The sequence below is a fragment of the Streptomyces capparidis genome (assembly GCF_054782095.1).
In genome coordinates this window covers 53,992-75,327 of record NZ_BAAGTD010000042.1, presented here as the reverse complement: position 1 = coordinate 75,327, position 21,336 = coordinate 53,992, and the positions used below count along the sequence as shown (strand labels likewise).

Genomic DNA, 21,336 nt, shown 5'->3' with positions numbered 1-21,336 from the left:
CCCGGCCGCGTCCGGAAACGGGTTCCGGACGCGGCCGGGCGCCTGCGCGTGAGCGCGCGGGACCGGACGGGCGGGCTCAGCTCTCCGAGGAGTTCTCCTCCCCCGAACCCTCCGTGCCGCCGCCGTCGGTCCCGGAGCCCTCCTCGCCGCCGCGCTCGTCCTCCAGCAGTCCCGCGAGCTGCTGGCCGAGGATGCGCTTGAACTTCCGCTGCTGCGGCCTGGTGCGGTCCAGCACCGCCACCTCGAGCTGCTCCGGGGTGAGGGTGCGGTCGGAGCCGTTGCTGTCGCGGGCCAGGGAGCCCACGGCGAGCCTGAGCGCCTCCTTCAGGGACATGCCCTCCTGGTGGCGCTCGGCGAGGTAGCTGCTGATCTGGTCCGCGTTGCCGCCGATGGCCACGGTGCCGTGCTCGTCCACGACGGAGCCGTCGTGCGGGAGCCGGTAGATCTGGTCGTCCTCGGGCCCCTCCCCGACCTCGGCGACGATCAGCTCGACCTCGTACGGCTTCTCGCCCGCGCTGGAGAAGATGTTGCCCAGGGCCTGCGCGTAGACGTTCGCCAGGCCCCTGGCGTTGACGTCGGCCCGATCGTAGGAGTATCCGCGCAGGTCGGCGTAGCGGACGCCGGCGATGCGCAGGTTCTCGAACTCGTTGTACTTGCCGACCGCGGCGAACGCGATCCGGTCGTAGATCTCGCTCACCTTGTGCAGGGCGCGGGACATGTTCTCGGCGACGAAGACGATGCCGTCGGCGTACTGGAGCACGACCACGCTGCGGCCGCGGGCGATGCCCTTGCGGGCGAACTCCGCGCGGTCCGCCATGGCCTGCTGGGGTGAGACGTAGAACGGCGTGGACACCGGCTACCCGTCCTTTTCTGTGAGTGGCTTGTGCATCCCGGCGCCCGCCCCTACAGCAGCGGGGCCTGCGGCCCGTTGGGGTGCTCCAGGCGCCGGGCGTGCACCGCCCGGGCGACCTCGGAGACCTCGTCCTCGGTGAGCCTGTGCAGGCCCTTCTCGGTGATCAGCATGACGATCGGGTAGATCCTCCTGGACAGGTCCGGGCCGCCCGTCGCCGAGTCCTCGTCGGCCGCGTCGAACAGGGCCTGGACGACCAGGGTGGCGGCGTCCGACTCCGTCAGGTCGTCGCGGTAGAGCTTCTTCAGCGAGCCGCGCGCGAAGACCGAGCCCGAGCCGGTCGCGGCGAAGCCGCGCTCCTCGGTCCGGCCGCCCGCGACGTCGTAGGAGAAGATCCGCCCCTTGCCCCGGTCCAGGTCGTAGCCGGCGAACAGCGGCACCACGGCCAGGCCCTGCATGGCCATCCCGAGGTTGCCGCGGATCATGGTGGCCAGGCGGTTGGCCTTGCCCTCCAGGGAGAGCACCGCGCCCTCGATCTTCTCGTAGTGTTCCAGCTCGAGCTGGAAGAGCCGGACCATCTCCACGGCCAGGCCCGCGGTGCCGGCGATGCCGACCGCGGAGTACTCGTCGGCCGGGAACACCTTCTCCATGTCCCGGTTCGCGATCAGGTTGCCCTGGGTGGCCCTGCGGTCACCCGCGAGCACCACGCCGCCGGGGAAGGTCGCCGCCACGAGTGTCGTGCCGTGCGGGGCCTCGATGACCCCCTGCACCGGCGGGAGGCTGCGCCGGCCCGGCAGGAGGTCCGGCCGGTGGTCGGCGAGGAACTCCAGGAACGACGACGATCCCGGCCTCAGGAAGGCAGCCGGCAGACGCCCGGTGCCATCGGTGTTGGCTTCCACACGATCCCTTCCACTTGAGTGGGCCGCCCGGCGCTCCGGGGCGGGCCGGTCCTCGGGAATGCGGGGACCGGCGCCGTCCCGGAACGCCGGCGCGGCTGGAGCACAGTCGTGCCACGGACCCTACCCGCCTCATGATCGTGGCCAACATGCCCGGCGGGCCGCGGGCCGCGGCACGCGCGGCACCGCGGGCGGCTCACGCGGCGGTGCGGGAGCCCCGTCCTCCGACGCCGCCGGGAGTGCTCCTGGGAAGAGCACTCCCGGCGGTCACGTCCGTCGAGCCCTTCGGGCGCCGGTGGAGGCGGACGGGCGCGCCACCTCGGTGGCGCGCGTCCGCCGCCCCGGCGCCGACGGGGCAGGGGGCCGCTACTCCCCGCCCTTCTGCACGAACGACCTCACGAAGTCCTCCGCGTTCTCCTCGAGGACGTCGTCGATCTCGTCCAGCACGGCGTCGACATCGTCGGAGAGCTTCTCCTGCCGCTCCTTGAGATCCTCCGATGCCTGGGTGTCCTGGACGGTTTCCTCGGTCTCCTCGGTCGAGCGCGTGGCACGCTGCTGACCGCCTGTGTCCTTCGTCGCCATGTCCCTCACCCCGCTCGGGTTCGCATACAAGATCAGACCTTACAAGCGGGACCCGACATCGGCCCTCGCTCGCACCTCACATTTGCCTAACGTCCGGCAACCACCTCGATGATTCCCTGAAGCACGCTCTTTCAGCCCCCGGACAGCACCCTGACCAGGTCTTCGGCCGTGCGGCAGCGGTCGAGCAGCGCCTTGACGTGGGCGCGGGTTCCGCGCAGCGGCTCCAGGGTGGGTACCCGCTGGAGGGAGTCCCGACCCGGCAGGTCGAAGATCACCGAGTCCCAGGAGGCCGCGGCCACGTCGTCGGCGTACTGCTCCAGGCAGCGGCCGCGGAAGTAGGCGCGGGTGTCCTCCGGCGGGCTGGTCTTGGCCCGCTGCACGTCCTGCTCGTCCAGCAGGCGCCGCATCCGGCCGCGGGCCGCGAGGCGGTTGTACAGGCCCTTGTCCTGGCGCACGTCGGCGTACTGGAGGTCCACCAGGTGCAGCCGGGCGGCGTCCCAGTCCAGGCCGTCCCGCTTGCGGTAGCCCTCGAACAGCTCCAGCTTGGCCACCCAGTCCAGCTCGCCGGCCAGGCTCATCGGGTCCGTCTCCAGACGGCCCAGCACGTCCTCCCAGCGGGTGAGCACGTCCTTGGTCTGCTCGTCCGCGTCGTTGCCGTAGCGGTCCTCGACGTACTTGCGGGCGAGCTCGAAGTACTCCATCTGGAGCTGCACCGCGGTGAGCGTCCGCCCGTTGCGCAGCGTGACCAGGCGGCGCAGCGAGGGGTCGTGGGAGACCTCGTGCAGGGTGCGCACGGGCTGGTCCACGGCCAGGTCCACGGCGATGAAGCCGTCCTCGATCATGGACAGCACCAGCGAGGTCGTGCCCAGCTTGAGGTAGGTGGAGATCTCGGACAGGTTGGCGTCGCCGATGATCACGTGCAGCCGGCGGTACTTCTCGGCGTCCGCGTGGGGCTCGTCACGGGTGTTGATGATGGGGCGCTTGAGGGTGGTCTCGAGGCCGACCTCGACCTCGAAGTAGTCCGCCCGCTGGCTGAGCTGGAAGCCGTGCTCCTGCCCGTCCTGGCCGATGCCCACGCGGCCCGCGCCGGTCACCACCTGGCGGGAGACGAAGAAGGGGGTGAGGTGGCGGACGATGTCCGAGAACGGCGTCGCCCGCTTCATCAGGTAGTTCTCGTGGCAGCCGTAGGAGGCGCCCTTGTTGTCGGTGTTGTTCTTGTACAGGTGGATGGGCTGGGCGCCGGGCAGCAGCGCCGCCCGCTCGGCGGCCTCCGCCATGATCCGCTCGCCCGCCTTGTCCCACAGCACCGCGTCCCTGGGGTTGGTGACCTCGGGCGCGGAGTACTCCGGGTGGGCGTGGTCCACGTAGAGCCGGGCCCCGTTGGTGAGGATCACGTTGGCCAGGCCAATGTCCTCGTCGGTGAGCTGGCTGCTGTCCGCGGCCTCCCGGGCGAGGTCGAAGCCGCGCGCGTCTCGTAGCGGATTCTCCTCCTCGAAGTCCCAGCGGGCCCGCCGGGCCCGTTGCATCGCCGCCGCGTAGGCGTTGACGATCTGGGACGAGGTGAGCATGGCATTGGCGTTCGGGTGGCCGGGCACGGAGATCCCGTACTCCGTCTCGATGCCCATTACTCGCCGTACGGTCATGCGGCCCTCCTTGCCCGGGCGGCGCTCCCGTGTCGGTGCGCCACTCAAGTACCGCTTCAGACGTGGCCGTTCGCGGATCCCCGCTCCGAGGTCGGTGCGGTACGACCGAGCCTAGAACGCACGAGCGGCAGTGGGGAGATCATTTCACTCATTGCTCGAACCTGGTGGCGCTCGGTCGCACCCCGGACAGACAACTCCGGCTGCGGGTACCTCCCGGGTACCCGCAGCCGGAGGAGTCGTTACAGGTACTGACCGGTGTTCGCCACCGTGTCGATGGAGCGACCGGTGTCCGCGCCCTGCTTCCCGGTGACGAGGGTGCGGATGAACACGATCCGCTCGCCCTTCTTGCCGGAGATGCGGGCCCAGTCGTCGGGGTTGGTGGTGTTCGGCAGGTCCTCGTTCTCCTTGAACTCGTCCACGCAGGCGGCGAGGAGGTGGGAGACGCGCAGGCCCTTCTGGTCGTGGTCGAGGAAGTCCTTGATCGCCATCTTCTTGGCCCGGTCCACGATGTTCTGGATCATCGCGCCGGAGTTGAAGTCCTTGAAGTACAGGACCTCCTTGTCCCCGTTGGCGTAGGTCACCTCGAGGAACCGGTTCTCCTCGCTCTCGGAGTACATGCGCTCCACGACCGACTGGATCATCCCGGCGATGGTGCCCTCGCGGGAGCCGCCGTGCTCGGAGAGGTCGTCGGCGTGGAGGGGCAGGTTCGGAGTGAGGTACTTGGAGAAGATGTCCTTGGCCGCCTCGGCGTCCGGCCGCTCGATCTTGATCTTGACGTCCAGCCGTCCCGGCCGCAGGATCGCCGGGTCGATCATGTCCTCGCGGTTGGAGGCGCCGATGACGATGACGTTCTCGAGGCCCTCCACACCGTCGATCTCCGCGAGCAACTGCGGGACGATGGTGTTCTCCACGTCCGAGCTGACCCCGGAGCCGCGGGTGCGGAACAGGGACTCCATCTCGTCGAAGAAGACGATGACGGGCGTGCCCTCGCTCGCCTTCTCCCGGGCCCGCTGGAAGACCAGGCGGATGTGCCGCTCGGTCTCGCCGACGTACTTGTTGAGCAGCTCCGGGCCCTTGATGTTGAGGAAGTAGCTCTTGCCCGCGGGCTGGCCCGTGACCTCGGCGACCTTCTTGGCCAGGGAGTTGGCCACGGCCTTGGCGATGAGCGTCTTGCCGCAGCCGGGCGGGCCGTACAGCAGGACGCCCTTCGGCGGCCGCAGTTCGTGCTCCTTGAACAGGTCCGGGTACAGGTAGGGGAGCTCCACCGCGTCGCGGATCAGCTCGATCTGGTTCCCCAGGCCGCCGATGTCCTCGTACCCGATGTCGGGGACCTCTTCGAGGACGAGCTCCTCGACCTCGCTCTTGGGGACCCGCTCGTAGACGTAGCCGGAGCGCGGCTCCAGCAGCAGGGCGTCGCCGGCGCGCAGGGGGCCGCCGTCGAGCAGCGGCTCGGCCAGCCGCACCACCCGCTCCTCGTCGGTGTGCCCGATCACCAGGGCCCGTTCGCCGTCCTCGAGGAGCTCCTTGAGGGTGACGATGTCGCCGACGCGCTCGAACTCCATGGCCTCGACCACGTTGAGCGCCTCGTTGAGCATGAGCTCCTGGCCGCGCTTGAGCTCCTCCACCTCGACGTTGGGGCTGACGTTCACCCGCAGCTTGCGGCCGCCGGTGAAGATGTCCGCCGTTCCGTCCTCGTTGCCCTGAAGGAACACCCCGAACCCGGCGGGCGGCTGGGCGAGCCTGTCCACTTCCTCCTTGAGGGCCACGATCTGGTCACGGGCCTCGCGGAGCGTGGACGCGAGCCGCTCGTTCTGAGCGGACACGCTTGCCAGGTTGGTCTGCAACTCGACGATCCGCTCTTCGAGAATCCTCGTGTGACGCGGAGAGTCGGCGAGCTTGCGTCGCAGGACGGCGATCTCCTGCTCGAGAAAGGCGACCTGGCTCGCGGGATCCTCGGAACCCCGCATGGGCCGGTTGCCGCGGTTCTTGTCGTCGTCGTGGGCTGCCACGGTCCTCACCTCCTCCAAGGGGAGCTGGACGCTTTCAGACCCTACCTGGGCCGGGTGGGGTTGAAACCCCTAGATCACAAAGACGGAAGGCGTGTGTCCGATCTTCACCCTTGCGCACGTCCCCACGTCAGGGAGATACCCACCCATCAACATCGGAAAGCGACCGGTTGTATCGTCGGTCCGGTCAACACCCGTCAGGGACGGATCCATGCCGCTCCGTCCCTCGGCTGTGTACCGAGTCATTCCGAGCGACGAACGGCAGGCGAGGCACCCGTGAGCGAGGACGCGCTTGAGGTCTGGATCGACCAGGACCTGTGCACCGGCGACGGGATCTGCGCACAGTACGCGCCGGAGGTGTTCGAGCTGGACATCGACGGCCTGGCCTACGTCAAGGGCGAGGACGACGAGCTGCGCCAGCGGCCGGGCGAGACCGTCCCGGTGCCGCTTCCGCTGATCAACGACGTGGTGGACTCCGCCAAGGAGTGCCCCGGCGAGTGCATCCACGTGCGGCGGGTCAGCGACGGGGTGGAGGTCCACGGACCCGGCGCACAGTGACCGGGCGGCGGCCCGCCCCGCGGTGGGGCGGGCCGCCGCCCGGTCCACTGTGGGGCGCCGGAGCCGGCGCGGTGCCGCGCGGCGGGCGTCCGGCGCCCTCCCTCTCCCGCGTCCTCGCGCGCTTTCGCGCCGGTCAGGTGTTCGCCGAGAGCGGAGCGGACTCGAGCACGAAGCGACCGGCCGTCCAGCGCCATGTCCGTTCCGCGCGCAGATCAGGACAGCAGCGCGGCACGTTGTCGGACGAGTAGCCGAGCTGCCGCACCGTGATGCGGCCGTCCCGCACGGTGAGCCCCTCCACGGTCATCGACTGCGCGGACGACAGCAGCCGCGCCACGACCCGCGGCGCGCTCCCCGGGTCGGCGCCGGGCGACAGGACGTACACCTCGTGCGGCGGTGTGCCGTTGCCCGCCTCGCAGTGCACCGCGGCCACGGTGTCGGCGCGCCCGTCGCCGTCGGCGTCCCCGTACTCGGCCTTCGCCACGGCGACGGGCGCGCCGGCGCACTCCAGGGGGTAGCGGGCCGCCTTCGGGTCCGGGGCGGAGGACGGCCGGGCGGCTCGCGCGGCGCCGTCGGAGGGGCTCGCGGACACCTCCGGCGGGGCGATCAGCGCGGCCGCGCCGACGACGGCCGCGAGACCGGCCGCCGTGAGCAGCCAGGCCAGTGACGGGGAGCGGGTGTGCGGGAGGCCGGTCCCCCGCGGCTCGGTGCTGACCACACGCGTCTCCTGGAACGGGACTGGGGCTGGAGTGGAACGGGACTGGGGTGGGGCTGGACCGGAGCGGGACCGCCGCCGGAGCGGAGATGGCGCCGGAGCGTGGCTGGAGCCCGCCCCGAGGGCGGCCGCAGCGGCGGTCGTCGCTGTGGGCCAGCATCGTGCCACACCCGGTCACAGGAGCGCACGCGCGGGGCGGCCCCGAGCCGCGCGCGGGGCGCGTGCGCCCGGGCGGGCCCCGGACACGGCCGCGCCCCGGACGGGGTTGTCCGTCCGGGGCGCGGGATGTTTGTCCTCTTTATATAGGGATGGATTCGTATGCTCACGGGCGGCCGCCGGAGGGCGGCCGCCCGTGAGCACGCCGGGTCGCGCAGGAAGGGCCGGCGTGCGGCGCACGCCCGGGGCGCCCGGCCCCGCCGCCACCCCTGTCCGTCGGCGCGGGACCGCTCAGACCGCGCCGTTGCCGGGCAGGGCGGTCGCGCCGGGGCCGCTGTAGTCCTCGCCGTAGGAGCCCTTGGCCGGGCGGCGGCGGCGCAGCGGCGGCTCGACGCCGTCGGCGAGGCGGCGGGCGGTGACCAGGAAGCCGGTGTGGCCGATCATGCGGTGGTCGGGCCGCACGGCGAGGCCCTCCACGTGCCAGGTGCGCACCATCGACTCCCAGGCGCTCGGCTCGTTGAAGGTGCCCTGCTCGCGCAGGCTCTCCACGGTGCGCGCCAACTGCGTGGTGGTGGCGACGTAGGCGCAGACCATGCCGCCGGGCACCAGCGCCTTGGAGACGGCCTCCAGGCACTCCCAGGGCGCGAGCATGTCCAGGATCACCCGGTCCACGTCGGTGTCCGACAGGTGGTCCTGGAGGTCGCCCACGGTCAGCCGCCAGGCGGGGTGGTCGCCGCCGAAGTAGCGCCGCACGTTGCGGGTGGCGATCTCGGCGAAGTCGGCGCGGCGCTCGTAGGAGTGCAGCATGCCCTGGTCGCCGACGGCGCGGAGCAGGTACGTGCTCAGCGCCCCGGAGCCGACGCCCGCCTCCACCACGCGCGCGCCGGGGAAGATGTCGGCCATCGCCAGGATCTGCCCCGCGTCCTTGGGGTAGACCACGGCGGCTCCGCGCGGCATGGACAGGACGTAGTCGGGGAGCAGGGGGCGCAGCGCGAGGTAGGCGGTGTTCCCGGTGGTACGCACGACGGTTCCCTCGGGGGCGCCGATCAGCTCGTCGTGGGGGAAGGAACCCTTGTGGGTGTGGAAGCTCTTCCCGGCCTCGAGCGTGAAGGTGTGGTGGCGTCCCTTGGGATCGGTGAGCTGGACCTGGTCCCCGACTCTGAAGGGCCCGCGACGGCGGGCGGCACCGGTCGGTTCGGACATGCGGACAAGCGTACTGGAGGCGGGCAGGGGCGGACGAACGGCCGGGGGCGGGCCCGGTTTCCCGGGGGGCGCCCGCGTCAGGGCGCGGGCTTGGCCATGGCCGCGACGAACGCCCGCTCCACGTCGGCGGTGGACAGCACCCCGTAGACCTCCCCCGAGGGCTCCACGACCAGGTACTCGGTGGCGGGGGTGGCGCGCAGGGTGTCCAGCAGCTCCTCCCCGGCCAGCTCGGCGGAGACCCGCATCCCGGGCTGGAGGTCCTGGGACAGCCCGCCGACGGCGACCCAGGGGCGGCGGTGCTCGGGCACGCCCACGATGGCGGCCTCGCGGACCAGGGCCCGCGGCTCCCCCTCGTTGTCCACCACGACGATGGCCCGCGCCCCCGTCTCGTTGGCCCGGCGCAGCGCCTCCGACAGCGGGGTGTCGGGGCCGACGGGGACGGCCCGCCGGGTCAGGGTGCGGGCCCGCAGGTCGGGCAGGCGCTCGCGGAGCCTGGCCATGCGCAGGGCGTTGCCCGCGCCGGTCCAGATGATGGCGGCCAGCACGGCGGCGAGCAGCGCGTCGGTGATGGACGTCATGGTGACGCCGTCCTCGCCGGAGGACAGGTCGCTGGAGTAGGTGAGCAGCGGCAGGCCGACCAGGACGGCGATGGCCAGCGCCCGGCCGGTCCAGGCGGCGACGACGGTGCCGGTCATGGGCTTGCCGGAGACCTTCCACACCACGGCGCGCAGCATCCGGCCGCCGTCCAGGGGCAGCCCGGGCAGCAGGTTGAACACCGCCACGATCAGGTTGCTGACCATGAGCCCGGCCAGCAGCACACCGGGCACGGTGCCGGGCTCCACGGCTTGCAGGGCGAGGTAGAAGACGCCGGCGAGGACCAGGGAGAGCAGCGGACCGACGAACGCCAGGACGAACTCGCGGCCCGGGGTCTCGGACTCCTTCTCGATCTCGGAGACGCCGCCGAAGAACTGGAGCTGGATGCGGCGCACCGGCAGTTGGAAGCGGAGGGCGGCGACGGTGTGGGCGAGCTCGTGGACGAGCACGGAGGCGTAGAAGGCGACGGCGAAGAACAGCGAGACCAGGTAGCGGGCGCCACCGAGCTCGGGCAGCACGTCCTCGAGCTGGCTGCCGAAGACCCAGGTGATCAGGATGGCGACGAGGAACCAGCTCGGCGCGACGTAGACGGGCACGCCGAAGGGGCGGCCCATCAGCAGTCCGCCCTCGGGGCCGGGCGGACGCCTGCCGCGGCCCGGCTGGGGCGCGGATGCGTTGGTGCCGCCCGGCTGCCCGTTCGAGTCGTTCAAAGCTGTCCCCTCATTGGTTCCCCGCCCGGCCGGCGGCCGTGGCCCCGGCGTGTTGCCGTCGATGGTATGTCCCGTGGCGCGACGGCGGACACCGCGCGCGGGCGGGGGCACGCCGGGCGGCCGGGTCGCGGGGCGCGCTGTCGGTGGGAGGCCGTAAGGTCGGCTGCCATGAGCAGCAGCACTGGCACCGGCACGGCGGACGCGCCCGAGGCGGAGGCGGACGGGCCCGCGGCACAGGCTCCGCCCGCGGCCGATTCCCCCGCGCCGCGGGCTCCGCACCCGCCCGGGGAGGCGGCCGTACCGCGGGCCGCGGCGGCGCAGGCCCCCGTCCCCCGGCCGCGCCCGGCCACGGGGCCGGCCCGGTCCGCGGTGGCGCCCGGGGCGTCGCTGTCGCCGTCGCGCGCGGCCGACTTCATGCAGTGCCCGCTGCTGTACCGCTTCCGGGTGATCGACCGGCTGCCCGAGAAGCCGAATCCCGCGGCGACCCGCGGCACGGTGGTGCACGCGGTGCTCGAGCGGCTGTTCGACGCCCCGGCGGGTGCGCGCACCGCGGGGCACGCCCGGTCGCTGGTGCGCCCCGAGTGGGAGCGGCTGCTGGCCAGGCGGCCGGAGCTGGCGGAGCTGTTCGCCGGGGACGGCGAGGGGGACGAGCCGGGCACGGCGCTCGCCGCGTGGCTGGCCGAGGCGGAGCGCCTGGTGGAGCGCTACTTCACCCTGGAGGACCCCAACCGCCTGGAGCCCGCCGAGCGCGAGCTGTACGTGGAGACGGTGCTGGACGCGGGCCTGACCCTGCGCGGCTACGTGGACCGGGTGGACGTGGCGCCGACCGGCGACGTGCGGGTGGTGGACTACAAGACGGGCAAGGCCCCGCCGCCGCGGTTCGAGGCGCAGCCGCTGTTCCAGATGAAGTTCTACGCGCTGGTGCTGTGGCGGCTGCGCGGGGTGGTGCCCCGGCGGCTCCAGTTGGTGTACCTGGGCAGCGGCGACCTGGTGACCTACGACCCGGACGCGGCGGACCTGGAGGCGGTGGAGCGCAAGCTGCTCGCGCTGTGGCAGGCGATCCGGCGGGCCACCGAGACCGGCGAGTGGCGGCCGAAGCCGAGCCGGCTGTGCGACTGGTGCGAGCACCGCGCGCTGTGCCCGGAGTTCGGCGGCACACCCCCGCCGTACCCCCTCCCGGTGGTGCCCGCGCCCTGAGGAAGAATGGGCAGCCGTTTCCGCTGTCCCGGGGACCGTCGGCAGCAGGGCCCGTGCCGGACGCCCCGGGCCTTGGCGCATGAGGAGTCTTGGTGGCCATTCGGGTGCTGCTCGTCGACGACCAGCCGCTGCTGCGGACCGGTTTCCGGATGATCCTGGAGGCCGAGGGGGACATCGCGGTGGTGGGTGAGGCCGGGGACGGCCAGCAGGCGCTGGACCAGGTGCGCGCCCTCCAGCCCGACGTGGTCCTGATGGACATCCGCATGCCCCGGATGGACGGGGTGGAGGCCACCCGCAGAATCACCGGGCCCGGCCGGGACGGCCCGGCGAAGGTGCTGGTGCTGACCACGTTCGACCTGGACGAGTACGTGGTGGAGGCGCTGCGGGCGGGCGCGAGCGGCTTCCTGCTCAAGGACGCGCCGGCGCAGGAGCTGGTGCAGGCCATCCGGGTGGTGGCGGCCGGGGAGGCGATGCTCGCGCCGAGCGTGACGCGGCGGCTGCTGGACAAGTACGCGGGCCGGCTGCCGTCGGGCGAGGACCCGGCTCCGCAGGCGCTGGGCACCCTCACCGAGCGCGAGGTGGAGGTGCTCAAGCTGGTGGCGCGCGGTCTGTCGAACGCGGAGATCGCCGCGGAGCTGTTCGTCAGCGAGACGACCGTGAAGACCCATGTGGGCCATGTGCTGACCAAGCTGGGGCTGCGCGACCGGGTGCAGGCCGCGGTGTACGCCTACGAGAGCGGCCTGGTCCGGCCCGGCGCCCGGTAGGCGGTGCGGGGGCGGGCCGGGCCCGCCCCCGCTCCGCCGGGCGTCACTCGCCGTCCTTCTCCAGCTCCCAGAAGCGGAAGGTGGAGGAGGCGTCCAGCGTCCACTGCACGCCGTTGATGTTGTCCCGGTGGGCGACGTACTGCTTGCCCTGCCACAGCGGCAGCAGCGGCACGTCGTCGGCCACCACGTCCTGGATCTCGCGGAACTCGTCCACGACGGCGCTGCGGTCGGCCTGCCGCCTGGCCTTGGGCATCAGGTCGTTCTGGACCTCCTCGCTGCCGTAGGGCAGCCTGAGGAAGTTGTCCTTCAGCAGGAACGGGCCGGTGAAGTTGTCCGGGTCCGGGAAGTCCGGGAACCAGCCCATCCCGAAGACCTCGTACTCGCTCTTCTGGTAGCCGGCCTGGAAGTCCTCCCACTGGCGGCCCTTGATCTCCACCTCGAACAGGCCGGAGTCCTCGAGCTGGCTCTTGAGCTCCTGGAACTCCTCGGCGGTGGCCGCGCCGTAGTGGTCGGAGGTGTACCACAGGGTCAGCGGGACGGGCACGGTGATCCCGGCGTCCTCGAGGGTCTCACGGGCCTTCTTCGGGTCCGGCTCGGCGTACTTGTTGTAGAACGCGTTGACGTGCCCGGTGATGCCCTTGGGGATCATCGAGTACAGCGGCTCCGCGGTGCGCTGGTAGACGTCGCGCACCAGGGCCTGGCGGTCGACGATCTGGGCGATGGCCCGGCGCACCGCCACGTTCTCCACGGAGGAGTCCTTGGTGTTGAACGCCAGGTAGCGGATCTCGGTGCCCGGCGCCTCGGTGAGCTTGATGCCCTTGTCCTCCTCGCCCTCCAGTTCGACGATCTGCTTGGGCGTGAGGGTGCGGTGGGTCAGGTCGATGTCGCCGCGCTCCAGGGCCTTCTGCATCGCCTTGGAGTCGGCGAACCAGCGGACCTCGAACTTGCTGTTCTTCGGCTCGATGCTGCCCTGGTAGCTCTTGTTCTTGGCGAAGACGGCCTTGACGGCGCGCTTGTGGGAGTCCTTGCCGCGCTGGATCTCCTCCAGGGCGTAAGGTCCCGAGCCGGCTATCCGGTCCGCGCCTATGAGCTTGCCGGCCGGGTACACCTCCTGGTCCACGATCGCGGCGGCCGGGGTGGCCAGCACGAACGGGAAGGTGGCGTCGGACTGCTTGAGGTGGAAGACCACCGTCTTCTCCCCCAGCGCCTCGACCCGGTCGAGGTTGCCGAAGAGGCTGGCGGGGCCGGAGGGGTCGTTGATCTTGACGACCCGCTGGATGGAGAACTCCACGTCCTTGGCGGTGAGCGCGTTGCCGTTGGAGAACTTCAGGTCGTCCCGCAGGGTGCACCGGTAGGCGGTGCTGGCCTGGCTGGTGAAGGTGCACTTCTGCGCGGCGTCGGGCTGCGGCTGGGAGCCGTCGTTGGGGAAGCGCAGCAACGACTGGAAGGTGTTGGTCATCACCGTCCAGCTACCGATGTCGTAGGCGGCCGCGGGATCCAGGTTGCCGATCGCGTCGGTGCTGCCCATGACGATGGGGTCCTGGTCGCCGTCGTCGCCGCCGGAGCCACCGCCGCACCCCGCCAGCAGGGGCACCATCAGGCCGGCCGCCGCCGGCAGCGCCAGTAGCTTGGCTCGCTTCATCGTGTCGGATCTCCTAGCGCCCTTTTGTCTCGTGTGCCGGGGCGGCGCCACGTCGGCGCCGCCCGCCCCCGTTGTGCAGCCGGCCGGTCAGGCCCGCTCGGCGTCCGCGTAGAGGTGGCAAGCAACGTTAACCCCGGTGTCCACCACGGGCAGCAGCCGAGGGTCCCGTGGCTCGGAGAACTCCACCACGACCTGCCCGCCGTCCTCGCTCAGTGTGGTCACACCGCGCCAGAACGGCTCCCGGGGCTCGGTTTCCGACGCCTCCTCGCGGAGCCTTCTGAGATACTGCGCCACCTCCGCGGCGGTGTGGCCCTTGCCCGGGACGACCGCGACCCGGGTGAGCCCCGGCTCGGCGAGCGCGTCCAGGTTCCCTATCAGGCCGCGCTCGCGCGTGTACTCCTCGGGCGGCAGCTCCAGCCAGCGCCGCTCGAGCAGCGCCCGCAGGTCCCGCGCCTCCCAGCCGCAGCCCGCGAGGGCCGCGGCGCACCGCGGGTGGAAGGAGCAGCCGAGCGGGGGCCTGGCCGCGTCCGGGACCTCGCCGCGGGGCAGGTCGCGGGGGATGGCGTGCCGGGGGTCCGGCTCGGGGATGGCCGCGAGCAGCGCCTTGGTGTACGGGTGGCGCGGCTCGCTGAACACCTGCTCGGCCGGTCCCGACTCCACGATCCGGCCCAGGTACATGATCGCGATCGTGTCGCAGAAGAACTTGGCGCTGGCCAGGTCGTGCGTGACGTACACGTAGGTCAGGCCCAGGTCGCGCTTCAGGTCCAGCATCAACTGGAGGATCTTGGCGCGGACGCTCATGTCGAGCATGGAGATCGGCTCGTCGGCGACGAGGAGCTCCGGGTCGGCGATGATCGCGCGGGCCAGCACGGCGCGCTGCTTCTGGCCGCCGGACAGGTCCGACGGGAACTTGTGCAGGAACCGCTCGGGCGGGGTGAGCCCGACCCGCTCCAGGGCGTGGGCGACCTTCGCGTCGTACTCGGCCTCGTCCTTGACCAGGCCGTGGATGCGCAGCGGGTGGCCGACCGCGGTGCGGATGTCCATGGCCGGGTTCAGCGAGGCGTGCGGGTCCTGGAAGACCATCTGGAGCTTGCGCCGCATGGGGCGCAGCCGCCGCTCGCTGAGCGTGGTCAGGTCCTGCCCGGCGTAGGTGATGCTGCCGCCGGTGGCCCGGTTCAGGCCCAGCAGGGTGCGGCCCAGGGTGGTCTTGCCCGAGCCGGACTCGCCGACCAGGCCCATGACCTCGCCCTTGCGCAGGGTGAGGTCGATGCCGTCCACGGCCTTGACGGCGGTCGCGCCGCGGCCGGTGAAGCGGCTCAGGGCGCCGCCGCGCAGGCCGAAGTGCACCTGGAGGTCACGGACCTCCATCAGCACGTCGGGGTCGCCGCCCCGGGCGGCCGCGGCGGACGCCGCCGCCGGCTCGCCCTGCGGGGCGGTCTCGGTGTCAGGCTTCGTCGGCAACGCTGATCTCCTTCACCGCGGCGAGCGGCTCGCGCCCGTCCTTACCCAGCTCCTCGCCGAGCGAGGGGTCCACCTCCAGCGCCTGGTGCCAGCAGGCGCTGCGCACACCGGAGGCCAGGTGCACCTCCGGCGGCTCGTGATCGGCGCATCCCCGCATGGCCACCGGGCAGCGCTGGTGGAAGCGGCAGCCCTCCAGCGGCCGGCCCAGGTCCGGCGGGCTGCCCGGGATGTAGTGCAGGCCCGTGGTGGACAGGGAGATGGTGGAGCGCAGCAGCTCCTTGGTGTAGGGGTGCTGCGGGTTGGCGAACACCTCACGGGCGTCGCCCTGCTCCACGATGTGGCCCGCGTACATCACCGCGACCCGGTCGCACGCCTCGGCGACGATGCCCAGGTTGTGCGTGATGAGCACCAGCGCCGTGTCGAAGTTCTTGCGCAGGTCCGCCAGGATCTTGATGATCTGGGCCTCCACCAGCACGTCGAGCGCGGTGGTGGGCTCGTCGGCGACGACGAACGCGGGGCGCAGCACCAGCGCGAGCGCGATCATGATGCGCTGGCGCATGCCGCCGGAGAACTCGTGCGGGTAGGAGTTGTAGCGGCTGGGCGGGATGCCCATGCCGCGCAGGGCCTCCAGCGCGCGCTCGCGCATCTGCTGCTTGGACAGGCCCTTCTCGTGGGTGCGCAGGGCCTCCTCGAAGTGCTCGGAGATCTTCATCAGGGGGTTGAGCCGGGTCATCGGCTCCTGGAAGATCAGGCCGAGCTCGGGGCCGCGCAGCCGCTGGAGCTCCCTGGGCGGCAGGCCGACGAGGTTGGTGCCCTTGAAGTCCACCACGCCGTCCAGCGAGGTGCCGGGCTGGGTGAGCCCGAGGACGCCGCGGCCGAGGGTGGACTTGCCGCAGCCGGACTCGCCGACGAGGCCGAGGGTCTCGCCCGGCCGGACGTCGAAGCTGACCCCGTCGACGGCCCTGACGGGACCGCGCTCGGTGCCGTACCAGACGCGCAGGTCGCGCACGGACAGCACCGGCTCCTTGAGCTCCGCCGGGTCGGCGGCGGGGGCGGTCGTGGTGGCCATCATCCCTCCTTCTGGGTGCGGGAGTCGGTGGTCTTCTCGGTGCCGCCCTCGGCCCGCGGCGCGGGGGCGGTCCCTTCGGCGTCGCCGTCGGCGGGCGCCTCGGCGGGGGCGGGCGCGGCGGGGTCGTCGGCGGGCTCGGCCTCGGCGGCGGGGGCCGGCTCGGCCTCGGGCTCAGGCTCGGGCTCCGGCTTCGCGGCGGCCTCCGGCTCGGCCTCGGGCTCCGGCTCGGCCGCGGGTTCGGCCTTCTCCGCCTTCTCCGCCGCGTCACCGGCCGAGGGCTCCCCGGCCTTCGCGGGGGCCTTCGCGGGGGCCTTCGCGGTGTCCTTCCCCGCGTCCTTCCCGTCCGCCGCCGGCGGCTCGGGTTCGGGGGCGGGGTCGGCCTCGGCCGCGGGGCGCTCCTCGTCCGCCGCCTTCGCCGGCGCGGCCTGGGCCGTGGGGGCCGCGGCGGCGGTCACCACCCGGCGCGGGGCGGCCAGGGGCGGGATGACGACCTTGGTGATCCTGCGGCGCCTGGTGCTCGGGTTCAGCACGTCGTTCAGGCCCTCGCCCAGCAGGGTGAAGCCCAGGATCGACAGCAGGATGGCCAGGCCGGGGAAGAGCGCGGTCCACCACATGCCCGCGCCGACGTCGTCGATCGCGCGCTCGAGGTCGTAGCCCCACTCCGCGGCGTCGGTGGGCTCGATGCCCATGCCGAGGAAGCCGAGGCCGGCCAGCGTGGAGATGGCGTCGGCGGCGTTCATGGTGGTGATTACGGGAACGGACTGGATGACGTTCGAGAACAGGTACTTGGAGATGACCGTCCTCGGCTTGGCGCCCATCGCCCGCGCCGCCTCCACATAGGTGGCCTCGCGCGCGGACAGCGCCGAGCTGCGCACCACCCGGAAGTACTGCGGGATGTACACCACCGTGATCGCCAGGGCCGCGGTGACGATGCTGCCCCCGGCCACGCCGGAGAAGATGAACCCGGCGACGATGGCCAGCAGCAGGTAGGGGAAGGCGAACAGCGCGTCCATGATCAGGACGAGGATCCGGTCGAGCCAGCCGCCGAAGTACCCGGAGAGCAGGCCCAGCAGCACGCCGATCACCAGGGAGAACAGCACCGCGAGCACCATGACCTCGAGGGCCGTGCGCGCGCCGTACAGCACCCGGGACAGCACGTCCAGGCTCTGCACGGTGGTGCCGAACAGGTGGTCGCCGCCGGGCTCGCCCTGCTTGGGGAAGCGCTCGCCGCCGGAGCTGTACTGGTCGAAGTCGTACGGGGCGATCAGCGGCGCGAACAGGGCCGCGAGCACGAACACCGCGCTGATCGCGAACCCGGTCCACAGCAGCGCCTTGGGCACGCCGTGCGCCTGCTTGACCGGGGCGAACATCCGGCGCAGTCCGGCCAGGCGCCCCGGCTTGACCGCGGGGACCGCGGCCGCGGGCTCGGGCTCGGTGGGGGTGAGGAGCGTCGTCTGGGTCATCAGTACCGCACCCTCGGGTCGATCAGAGCGTTGACGAAGTCGATCAGCATGCTGATGAACACGACCACGAGGGCGAACACCGTGACGATGCCCTGGACCGCGACGTAGTCGCGCTGGTTGATGTACTCGATCAGTTGCTGGCCGATGCCGGGCCAGTTGAAGGTCTTCTCGGTGAGCACGGCTCCGCCGAGCAGCATCGCGACCTGGAGGCCGAGCACGGTGATGACGGGCACGAGCGCGTTGCGGAAGGCGTGGCGGGTGACGACCGAGCGCTCCTTGACGCCGCGGGCGCGGGCGGCCTCGATGTAGTCGCCCTGGAGCGTGGTGATGACGTTGACCCGGATCATGCGGATGAACACGCCGACGATGAGCAGGCCCAGCGTCACCGACGGCAGGATCAGGTGCTTGAGGCCGTCCTCCACGGCGGCCCAGTCACCGGCGATCATGGCGTCGAGCACATAGATGTGGGTCACCGTCTCCACGTTCAACGACATGATCTGGTCGGCCTGGTCGGAGGTGGGCAACCAGGTCCCGGCGAAGGCCAACTGGGCGAGCAGGCCGGTGAAGAACACCGGTGCCGCGTAGGTGGCGATACCGAAGATCCGCGCTCCCACGTCGAAGGCGCTGTCGCGGTAGCGACCGGACAGCAGTCCGATGGGAAGCCCGATGATGATCGCGACGAACAGCGCGCCGAGCGTGAGGCTGAGGGTCGCTCCGCCGTTGTCGACGATGATGTCGGAGACCTTGCGGTGGTCGACGAAGGTCGTTCCGAAGTCCAGGGTGGCGACGTCGCCGAGGTAGTCCGTGTACTGCTCGAACAGCGGCTTGTCCAGGCCCGCTATGCGGCGCTTCTCCTCCAGTTGCTCCGCGCTGAGCTTGCCGCCCGCCGCGGCCGAGACGGGGTCGCCAGGGGCGACCCGCATCAGCAGGAAGACCAGCGAGAGCAGGATGAGCACCATGGGGACCGCCAGCAGCAGCCGCTGGGCGATGTAGCGCCCGAGGCCGCCTGACTGCTTGCTCATAGGATCGTTTCTCTCCGGGACGGCGGTCGGGGCGCGGGCGGGCGGATGCCCGTCCGCGCCCCCGGGATGTGCCGTCGGTTGCCGACAGGGTGCGGTGTGCTACTTCTTGCTGATCAGCCAGAAGCGGAAGATGTACGACGGGTCGAACGTCTGCTCGACGCCGGTCACGCCGTCGCGGACGACGCCGCTCTGCTTGCCCTGCCAGATCGGCAGCACCGGGACGTCCTCGGCCGTGATCTTCTGGACCTCGGCGAAGGCGTCGTTGCGCACCTTCTTGTCGTCGCTGCCGAGCTCCTTGTCAAGGGCCTTGTTCAGCGTCTCGTTCTTGTAGTTGTTGCTGAAGTAGCCGCCGTCGCGCAGGAACGGGCTGGAGTAGTTGTCCGGGTCCGGGAAGTCCGGGTACCAGCCGAGGCCGAAGACCGGGTACTGGTCCTCGTCGAACGCGGCCTTCTGGTACTGCTCCCAGGCGCTGCTGTCGAGGTTGACCTTGAACAGGCCGGACTCCTCGAGCTGGCGCTTGATCTCGGTGAACTCGTCGGTGGTGACGGCGCCGTACTTCTCCGGGCTGTACCACATGTCGACGCTGACCGGGGTCTTGACCTTGGCCTTCTTCAGCAGCTCGGCGGCCTTGTCCTTCGACGGGGTGCCGTACTTGTCCTTGAAGGACTCCACCGCGCCGTCGACGCCCTGCGGGACCATCGAGTACAGCGGCACGACGTTGTCGTTGTAGACGTTCTTGGCGATGGACTCGCGGTCGACCAACTGGGCGATGGCCTGGCGGACGGCCTTGTTGTCCACGGGCTTGCTCTTGACGTTGAACGTCAGGTAGCGGATGTCCGCGCCCTGGCCCTGGACGACCTTGACGCCCTTGGAGGCGCCGGACTTGCCGATGGCCTCGAGGGTGGTCGGCGACAGCTTGCCGTAGGCGACGTCGACCTTGCCGTTCTCGACGGCCTGCTTGAGGGTGGACTCCTCGCTGAAGAACTGGAGCACGAACTGCTTGTTGTTCGCCTTGCGAGCACCCTTGTACTGGTCGTTCGTGACGAACGAGATGAGCTGCTTCGGCTTGTACTTGTCGATCTTGTACACGCCGGAGCCGATGCTGTCGCCGTCCTTGATCTTGTCCGCCGGGTACTTGTCCGAGGGAACGATCGCGGCGGCGCCGGTGGTGAGCACCTGCGGGAAGGTGGCGTCGGGGCGCTTGAGGTTGAAGACCACCGTCTTGGGGTCCTTGGCCTCGACCGACTGCATCGAGCCGAACAGCGAGGAGGCGCCCACCGGGTCGGCGATGGTGACGACGCGCTTGATGGAGAACGCCACGTCCTCGGCGTCGAGCGCGCTGCCGTCGGAGAACTTCAGCCCGTCCTTCAGGGTGCAGGTGAAGGTCTTGGGGTCGGTGAACTCGCACTTCTCGGCGGCGTCACCGGTGTACGCCGTGGCCCCGGCCTCGTACGTGAGCAGCGTCTGGAAGGTGTTGTAGATGACCGTCCAGGAGCCCAGGTCGTAGGTCTTCGCCGGGTCGAGCGACTCCACGGGCTCGGTGGTGCCCATGATCACGGCCTTGCCGCCGCCGCCGGACTTGGAACCGCTGTCGCTGTCGCCGCACGCGGCCACCGTCAGAGCCATCAGGCCGACGGTGGCGGCAGCCACGACGCGCTTGCTGCGTGACATCAAAGAATCCCCTTGCTCAAACACCGACCGAGATTCGGCATTGATCAGGCAGGAACCCTAGTGCGATGACGTCTCCGGCTTATGACACGGAACAGTCCCGGCGGAATCACGCGCCGATAACAGCAGCCCGGTGACCGATTTCCGGACAGCAGAATCAATGGCTCCTACTGCCATCAAAGCGGACACAAGGGCCGGGCCCGACCCCCTCTCAACCCCCTTGAGAACAAGGTCTACCCGCGTTGTCGATGGGGTCGGGTGTGAGATTAATCACGAAGAGGTTTGAGACCGGGGGAACGCGAATCGGCCACCGCCGGAGTCACGGGGCAGCACCGTGCCACGACCCAAAGTAATGAGCGAGGGGAATTACTTCGTAATCACGGCGGGTCCGGCACGCTCAGTGCGCGGCCATGACCACAGAGCGCAGGAAAGGCAGATCGACTTCTTCCAGCGAACTCACCACCGTGCGTCCCGGCGCGGTTTCGATGGGTGCGATCGAGGGCACGGCGACGACCCGGCAGCCCGCCGCCTCGGCGGACGCCACACCGGTCGGGGTGTCCTCCACGACCACGCAGCGGGACGGGGCCACGCCGAGCCTGCGCGCGGCCGTCAGGTACGGCTCGGGGTGCGGCTTGGTGTGCTCGACCTCGTCCCCGGCGATGGAGAAGGCGAACCGGGAGCGGCCCAGGGTGCGCAGCACCACGTCGATGATCCGCCGGTGCGAGGCGGAGACCAGGGCGGTCGGCACGTGGTGCGCGGCCAGCTCGGCCAGCAGGCGCTGCGCGCCCGGCATCAGCGGCACCCCGCGGGAGATCAGCTCGGTGAAGCGGTCGTTGATCAGCTTGGACAGCTCCGGGTAGGTGATGCGGGCGCCGGTCTCCTTGATCAGGTAGGCGCCGACCCGGGTCATCGGGCCGCCGACCACGTGCGCCCGGTGCTCGGGCCGCAGCTCGTGGCCGAGTTCGGCGAAGACCTCGACCTCCGCGTCCCACCAGAAGCCCTCGGTGTCCACGAGGGTGCCGTCCATGTCCAGCAGGACGGCGTCCGGCCCCGGCCGCCCTCCGGCGGCGGTCACCGGGCCCCGCGAGGCTCCGCTCCGATCGGTTCTGTCACCGGGGACGGTACTGGTCACGTGGGTCC

General features: G+C 71.2%; 18 protein-coding genes. 3 read left to right on the top strand and 15 right to left on the bottom strand.

All coding sequences use genetic code 11. The features are described from left to right. Positions 1–76 precede the first annotated feature (76 nt). The 5 genes from prcA to arc all read right to left on the bottom strand — a co-directional run bounded on the left by prcA (position 77) and on the right by arc (position 5,980). Positions 77–853, bottom strand: a complete 777-nt coding sequence (gene prcA, locus ACYVO2_RS27925) for a proteasome subunit alpha (protein ID WP_461010789.1) — start codon at positions 851–853, stop codon at positions 77–79. A 50-nt stretch (positions 854–903) separates the two neighbouring features. Beyond that, complete coding sequence (gene prcB / locus ACYVO2_RS27920) at positions 904–1,749, bottom strand: proteasome subunit beta (RefSeq protein WP_461010788.1); 846 nt, start codon at positions 1,747–1,749, stop codon at positions 904–906. Between the two features lie 363 nt (positions 1,750–2,112). Beyond that, a complete protein-coding gene (locus ACYVO2_RS27915; RefSeq protein ID WP_461010787.1) occupies positions 2,113–2,328 on the bottom strand; it encodes a ubiquitin-like protein Pup in 216 nt (71 codons plus the stop codon). A 131-nt stretch (positions 2,329–2,459) separates the two neighbouring features. Further along, the gene (gene dop, locus ACYVO2_RS27910; protein WP_461010786.1) at positions 2,460–3,971 is read right to left on the bottom strand and encodes a depupylase/deamidase Dop; all 1,512 of its coding nucleotides are present in this window, start codon (positions 3,969–3,971) and stop codon (positions 2,460–2,462) included. Positions 3,972–4,210: 239 nt separating this feature from the next. Further along, entirely contained in the window at positions 4,211–5,980 is a 1,770-nt protein-coding gene (gene arc, locus ACYVO2_RS27905) for a proteasome ATPase (protein WP_461010785.1), read from the bottom strand. Between the two features lie 273 nt (positions 5,981–6,253). Here arc and ACYVO2_RS27900 point away from each other — a divergent pair, with 273 nt between their 5' ends. Next, on the top strand, positions 6,254–6,535 hold the full coding sequence (locus ACYVO2_RS27900) for a ferredoxin (RefSeq protein WP_461010784.1): 282 nt from the start codon (positions 6,254–6,256) through the stop codon (positions 6,533–6,535). 133 nt (positions 6,536–6,668) lie between these two features. Here ACYVO2_RS27900 and ACYVO2_RS27895 read toward each other — a convergent pair whose 3' ends face one another. The 3 genes from ACYVO2_RS27895 to ACYVO2_RS27885 form a co-directional block, all read right to left on the bottom strand. Next, the gene (locus ACYVO2_RS27895) at positions 6,669–7,250 is read right to left on the bottom strand and encodes a hypothetical protein (protein WP_461010783.1); all 582 of its coding nucleotides are present in this window, start codon (positions 7,248–7,250) and stop codon (positions 6,669–6,671) included. Positions 7,251–7,694: 444 nt separating this feature from the next. Beyond that, complete coding sequence (locus ACYVO2_RS27890; RefSeq protein ID WP_461010782.1) at positions 7,695–8,606, bottom strand: tRNA (adenine-N1)-methyltransferase; 912 nt, start codon at positions 8,604–8,606, stop codon at positions 7,695–7,697. Positions 8,607–8,683: 77 nt separating this feature from the next. Continuing rightward, complete coding sequence (locus tag ACYVO2_RS27885; protein WP_461010781.1) at positions 8,684–9,910, bottom strand: site-2 protease family protein; 1,227 nt, start codon at positions 9,908–9,910, stop codon at positions 8,684–8,686. Between the two features lie 168 nt (positions 9,911–10,078). Between ACYVO2_RS27885 and ACYVO2_RS27880 the strand changes: the two genes are divergently transcribed. Both ACYVO2_RS27880 and ACYVO2_RS27875 read left to right on the top strand, forming a co-directional pair. Further along, entirely contained in the window at positions 10,079–11,107 is a 1,029-nt protein-coding gene (locus ACYVO2_RS27880; RefSeq protein ID WP_461010780.1) for a RecB family exonuclease, read from the top strand. Between the two features lie 92 nt (positions 11,108–11,199). Then, positions 11,200–11,871 (top strand): response regulator, encoded by a 672-nt coding sequence (locus ACYVO2_RS27875; RefSeq protein WP_461010779.1) that lies wholly within the window; start codon positions 11,200–11,202, stop codon positions 11,869–11,871. A gap of 43 nt (positions 11,872–11,914) precedes the next feature. On the opposite strand, the gene ACYVO2_RS27870 is transcribed toward ACYVO2_RS27875, so the two are convergent. The 7 genes from ACYVO2_RS27870 to ACYVO2_RS27840 form a co-directional block, all read right to left on the bottom strand. Then, positions 11,915–13,513 carry an ABC transporter substrate-binding protein gene (locus ACYVO2_RS27870; protein ID WP_461010778.1) on the bottom strand — a complete coding sequence of 533 codons (1,599 nt, stop codon included), beginning with the start codon at positions 13,511–13,513 and terminating at the stop codon, positions 11,915–11,917. Positions 13,514–13,600: 87 nt separating this feature from the next. After that, positions 13,601–14,974 (bottom strand): oligopeptide/dipeptide ABC transporter ATP-binding protein, encoded by a 1,374-nt coding sequence (locus ACYVO2_RS27865; RefSeq protein ID WP_461010777.1) that lies wholly within the window; start codon positions 14,972–14,974, stop codon positions 13,601–13,603. Then, on the bottom strand, positions 14,958–16,043 hold the full coding sequence (locus ACYVO2_RS27860) for an ABC transporter ATP-binding protein (protein WP_461010776.1): 1,086 nt from the start codon (positions 16,041–16,043) through the stop codon (positions 14,958–14,960). Before ACYVO2_RS27860 ends, ACYVO2_RS27865 begins: the two co-directional genes overlap by 17 nt. After that, positions 16,043–17,506 (bottom strand): ABC transporter permease, encoded by a 1,464-nt coding sequence (locus tag ACYVO2_RS27855; RefSeq protein WP_461010775.1) that lies wholly within the window; start codon positions 17,504–17,506, stop codon positions 16,043–16,045. The genes ACYVO2_RS27860 and ACYVO2_RS27855 overlap by 1 nt, the downstream gene beginning before the upstream one ends. Next, positions 17,506–18,528, bottom strand: a complete 1,023-nt coding sequence (locus ACYVO2_RS27850; RefSeq protein WP_461010774.1) for an ABC transporter permease — start codon at positions 18,526–18,528, stop codon at positions 17,506–17,508. The genes ACYVO2_RS27855 and ACYVO2_RS27850 overlap by 1 nt, the downstream gene beginning before the upstream one ends. Before the next feature lie 99 nt (positions 18,529–18,627). Then, entirely contained in the window at positions 18,628–20,199 is a 1,572-nt protein-coding gene (locus ACYVO2_RS27845) for an ABC transporter substrate-binding protein (RefSeq protein WP_461010773.1), read from the bottom strand. A gap of 394 nt (positions 20,200–20,593) precedes the next feature. After that, positions 20,594–21,328, bottom strand: a complete 735-nt coding sequence (locus tag ACYVO2_RS27840) for an HAD family hydrolase (RefSeq protein WP_461010772.1) — start codon at positions 21,326–21,328, stop codon at positions 20,594–20,596. Between the last annotated feature and the right edge of the window lie 8 nt (positions 21,329–21,336).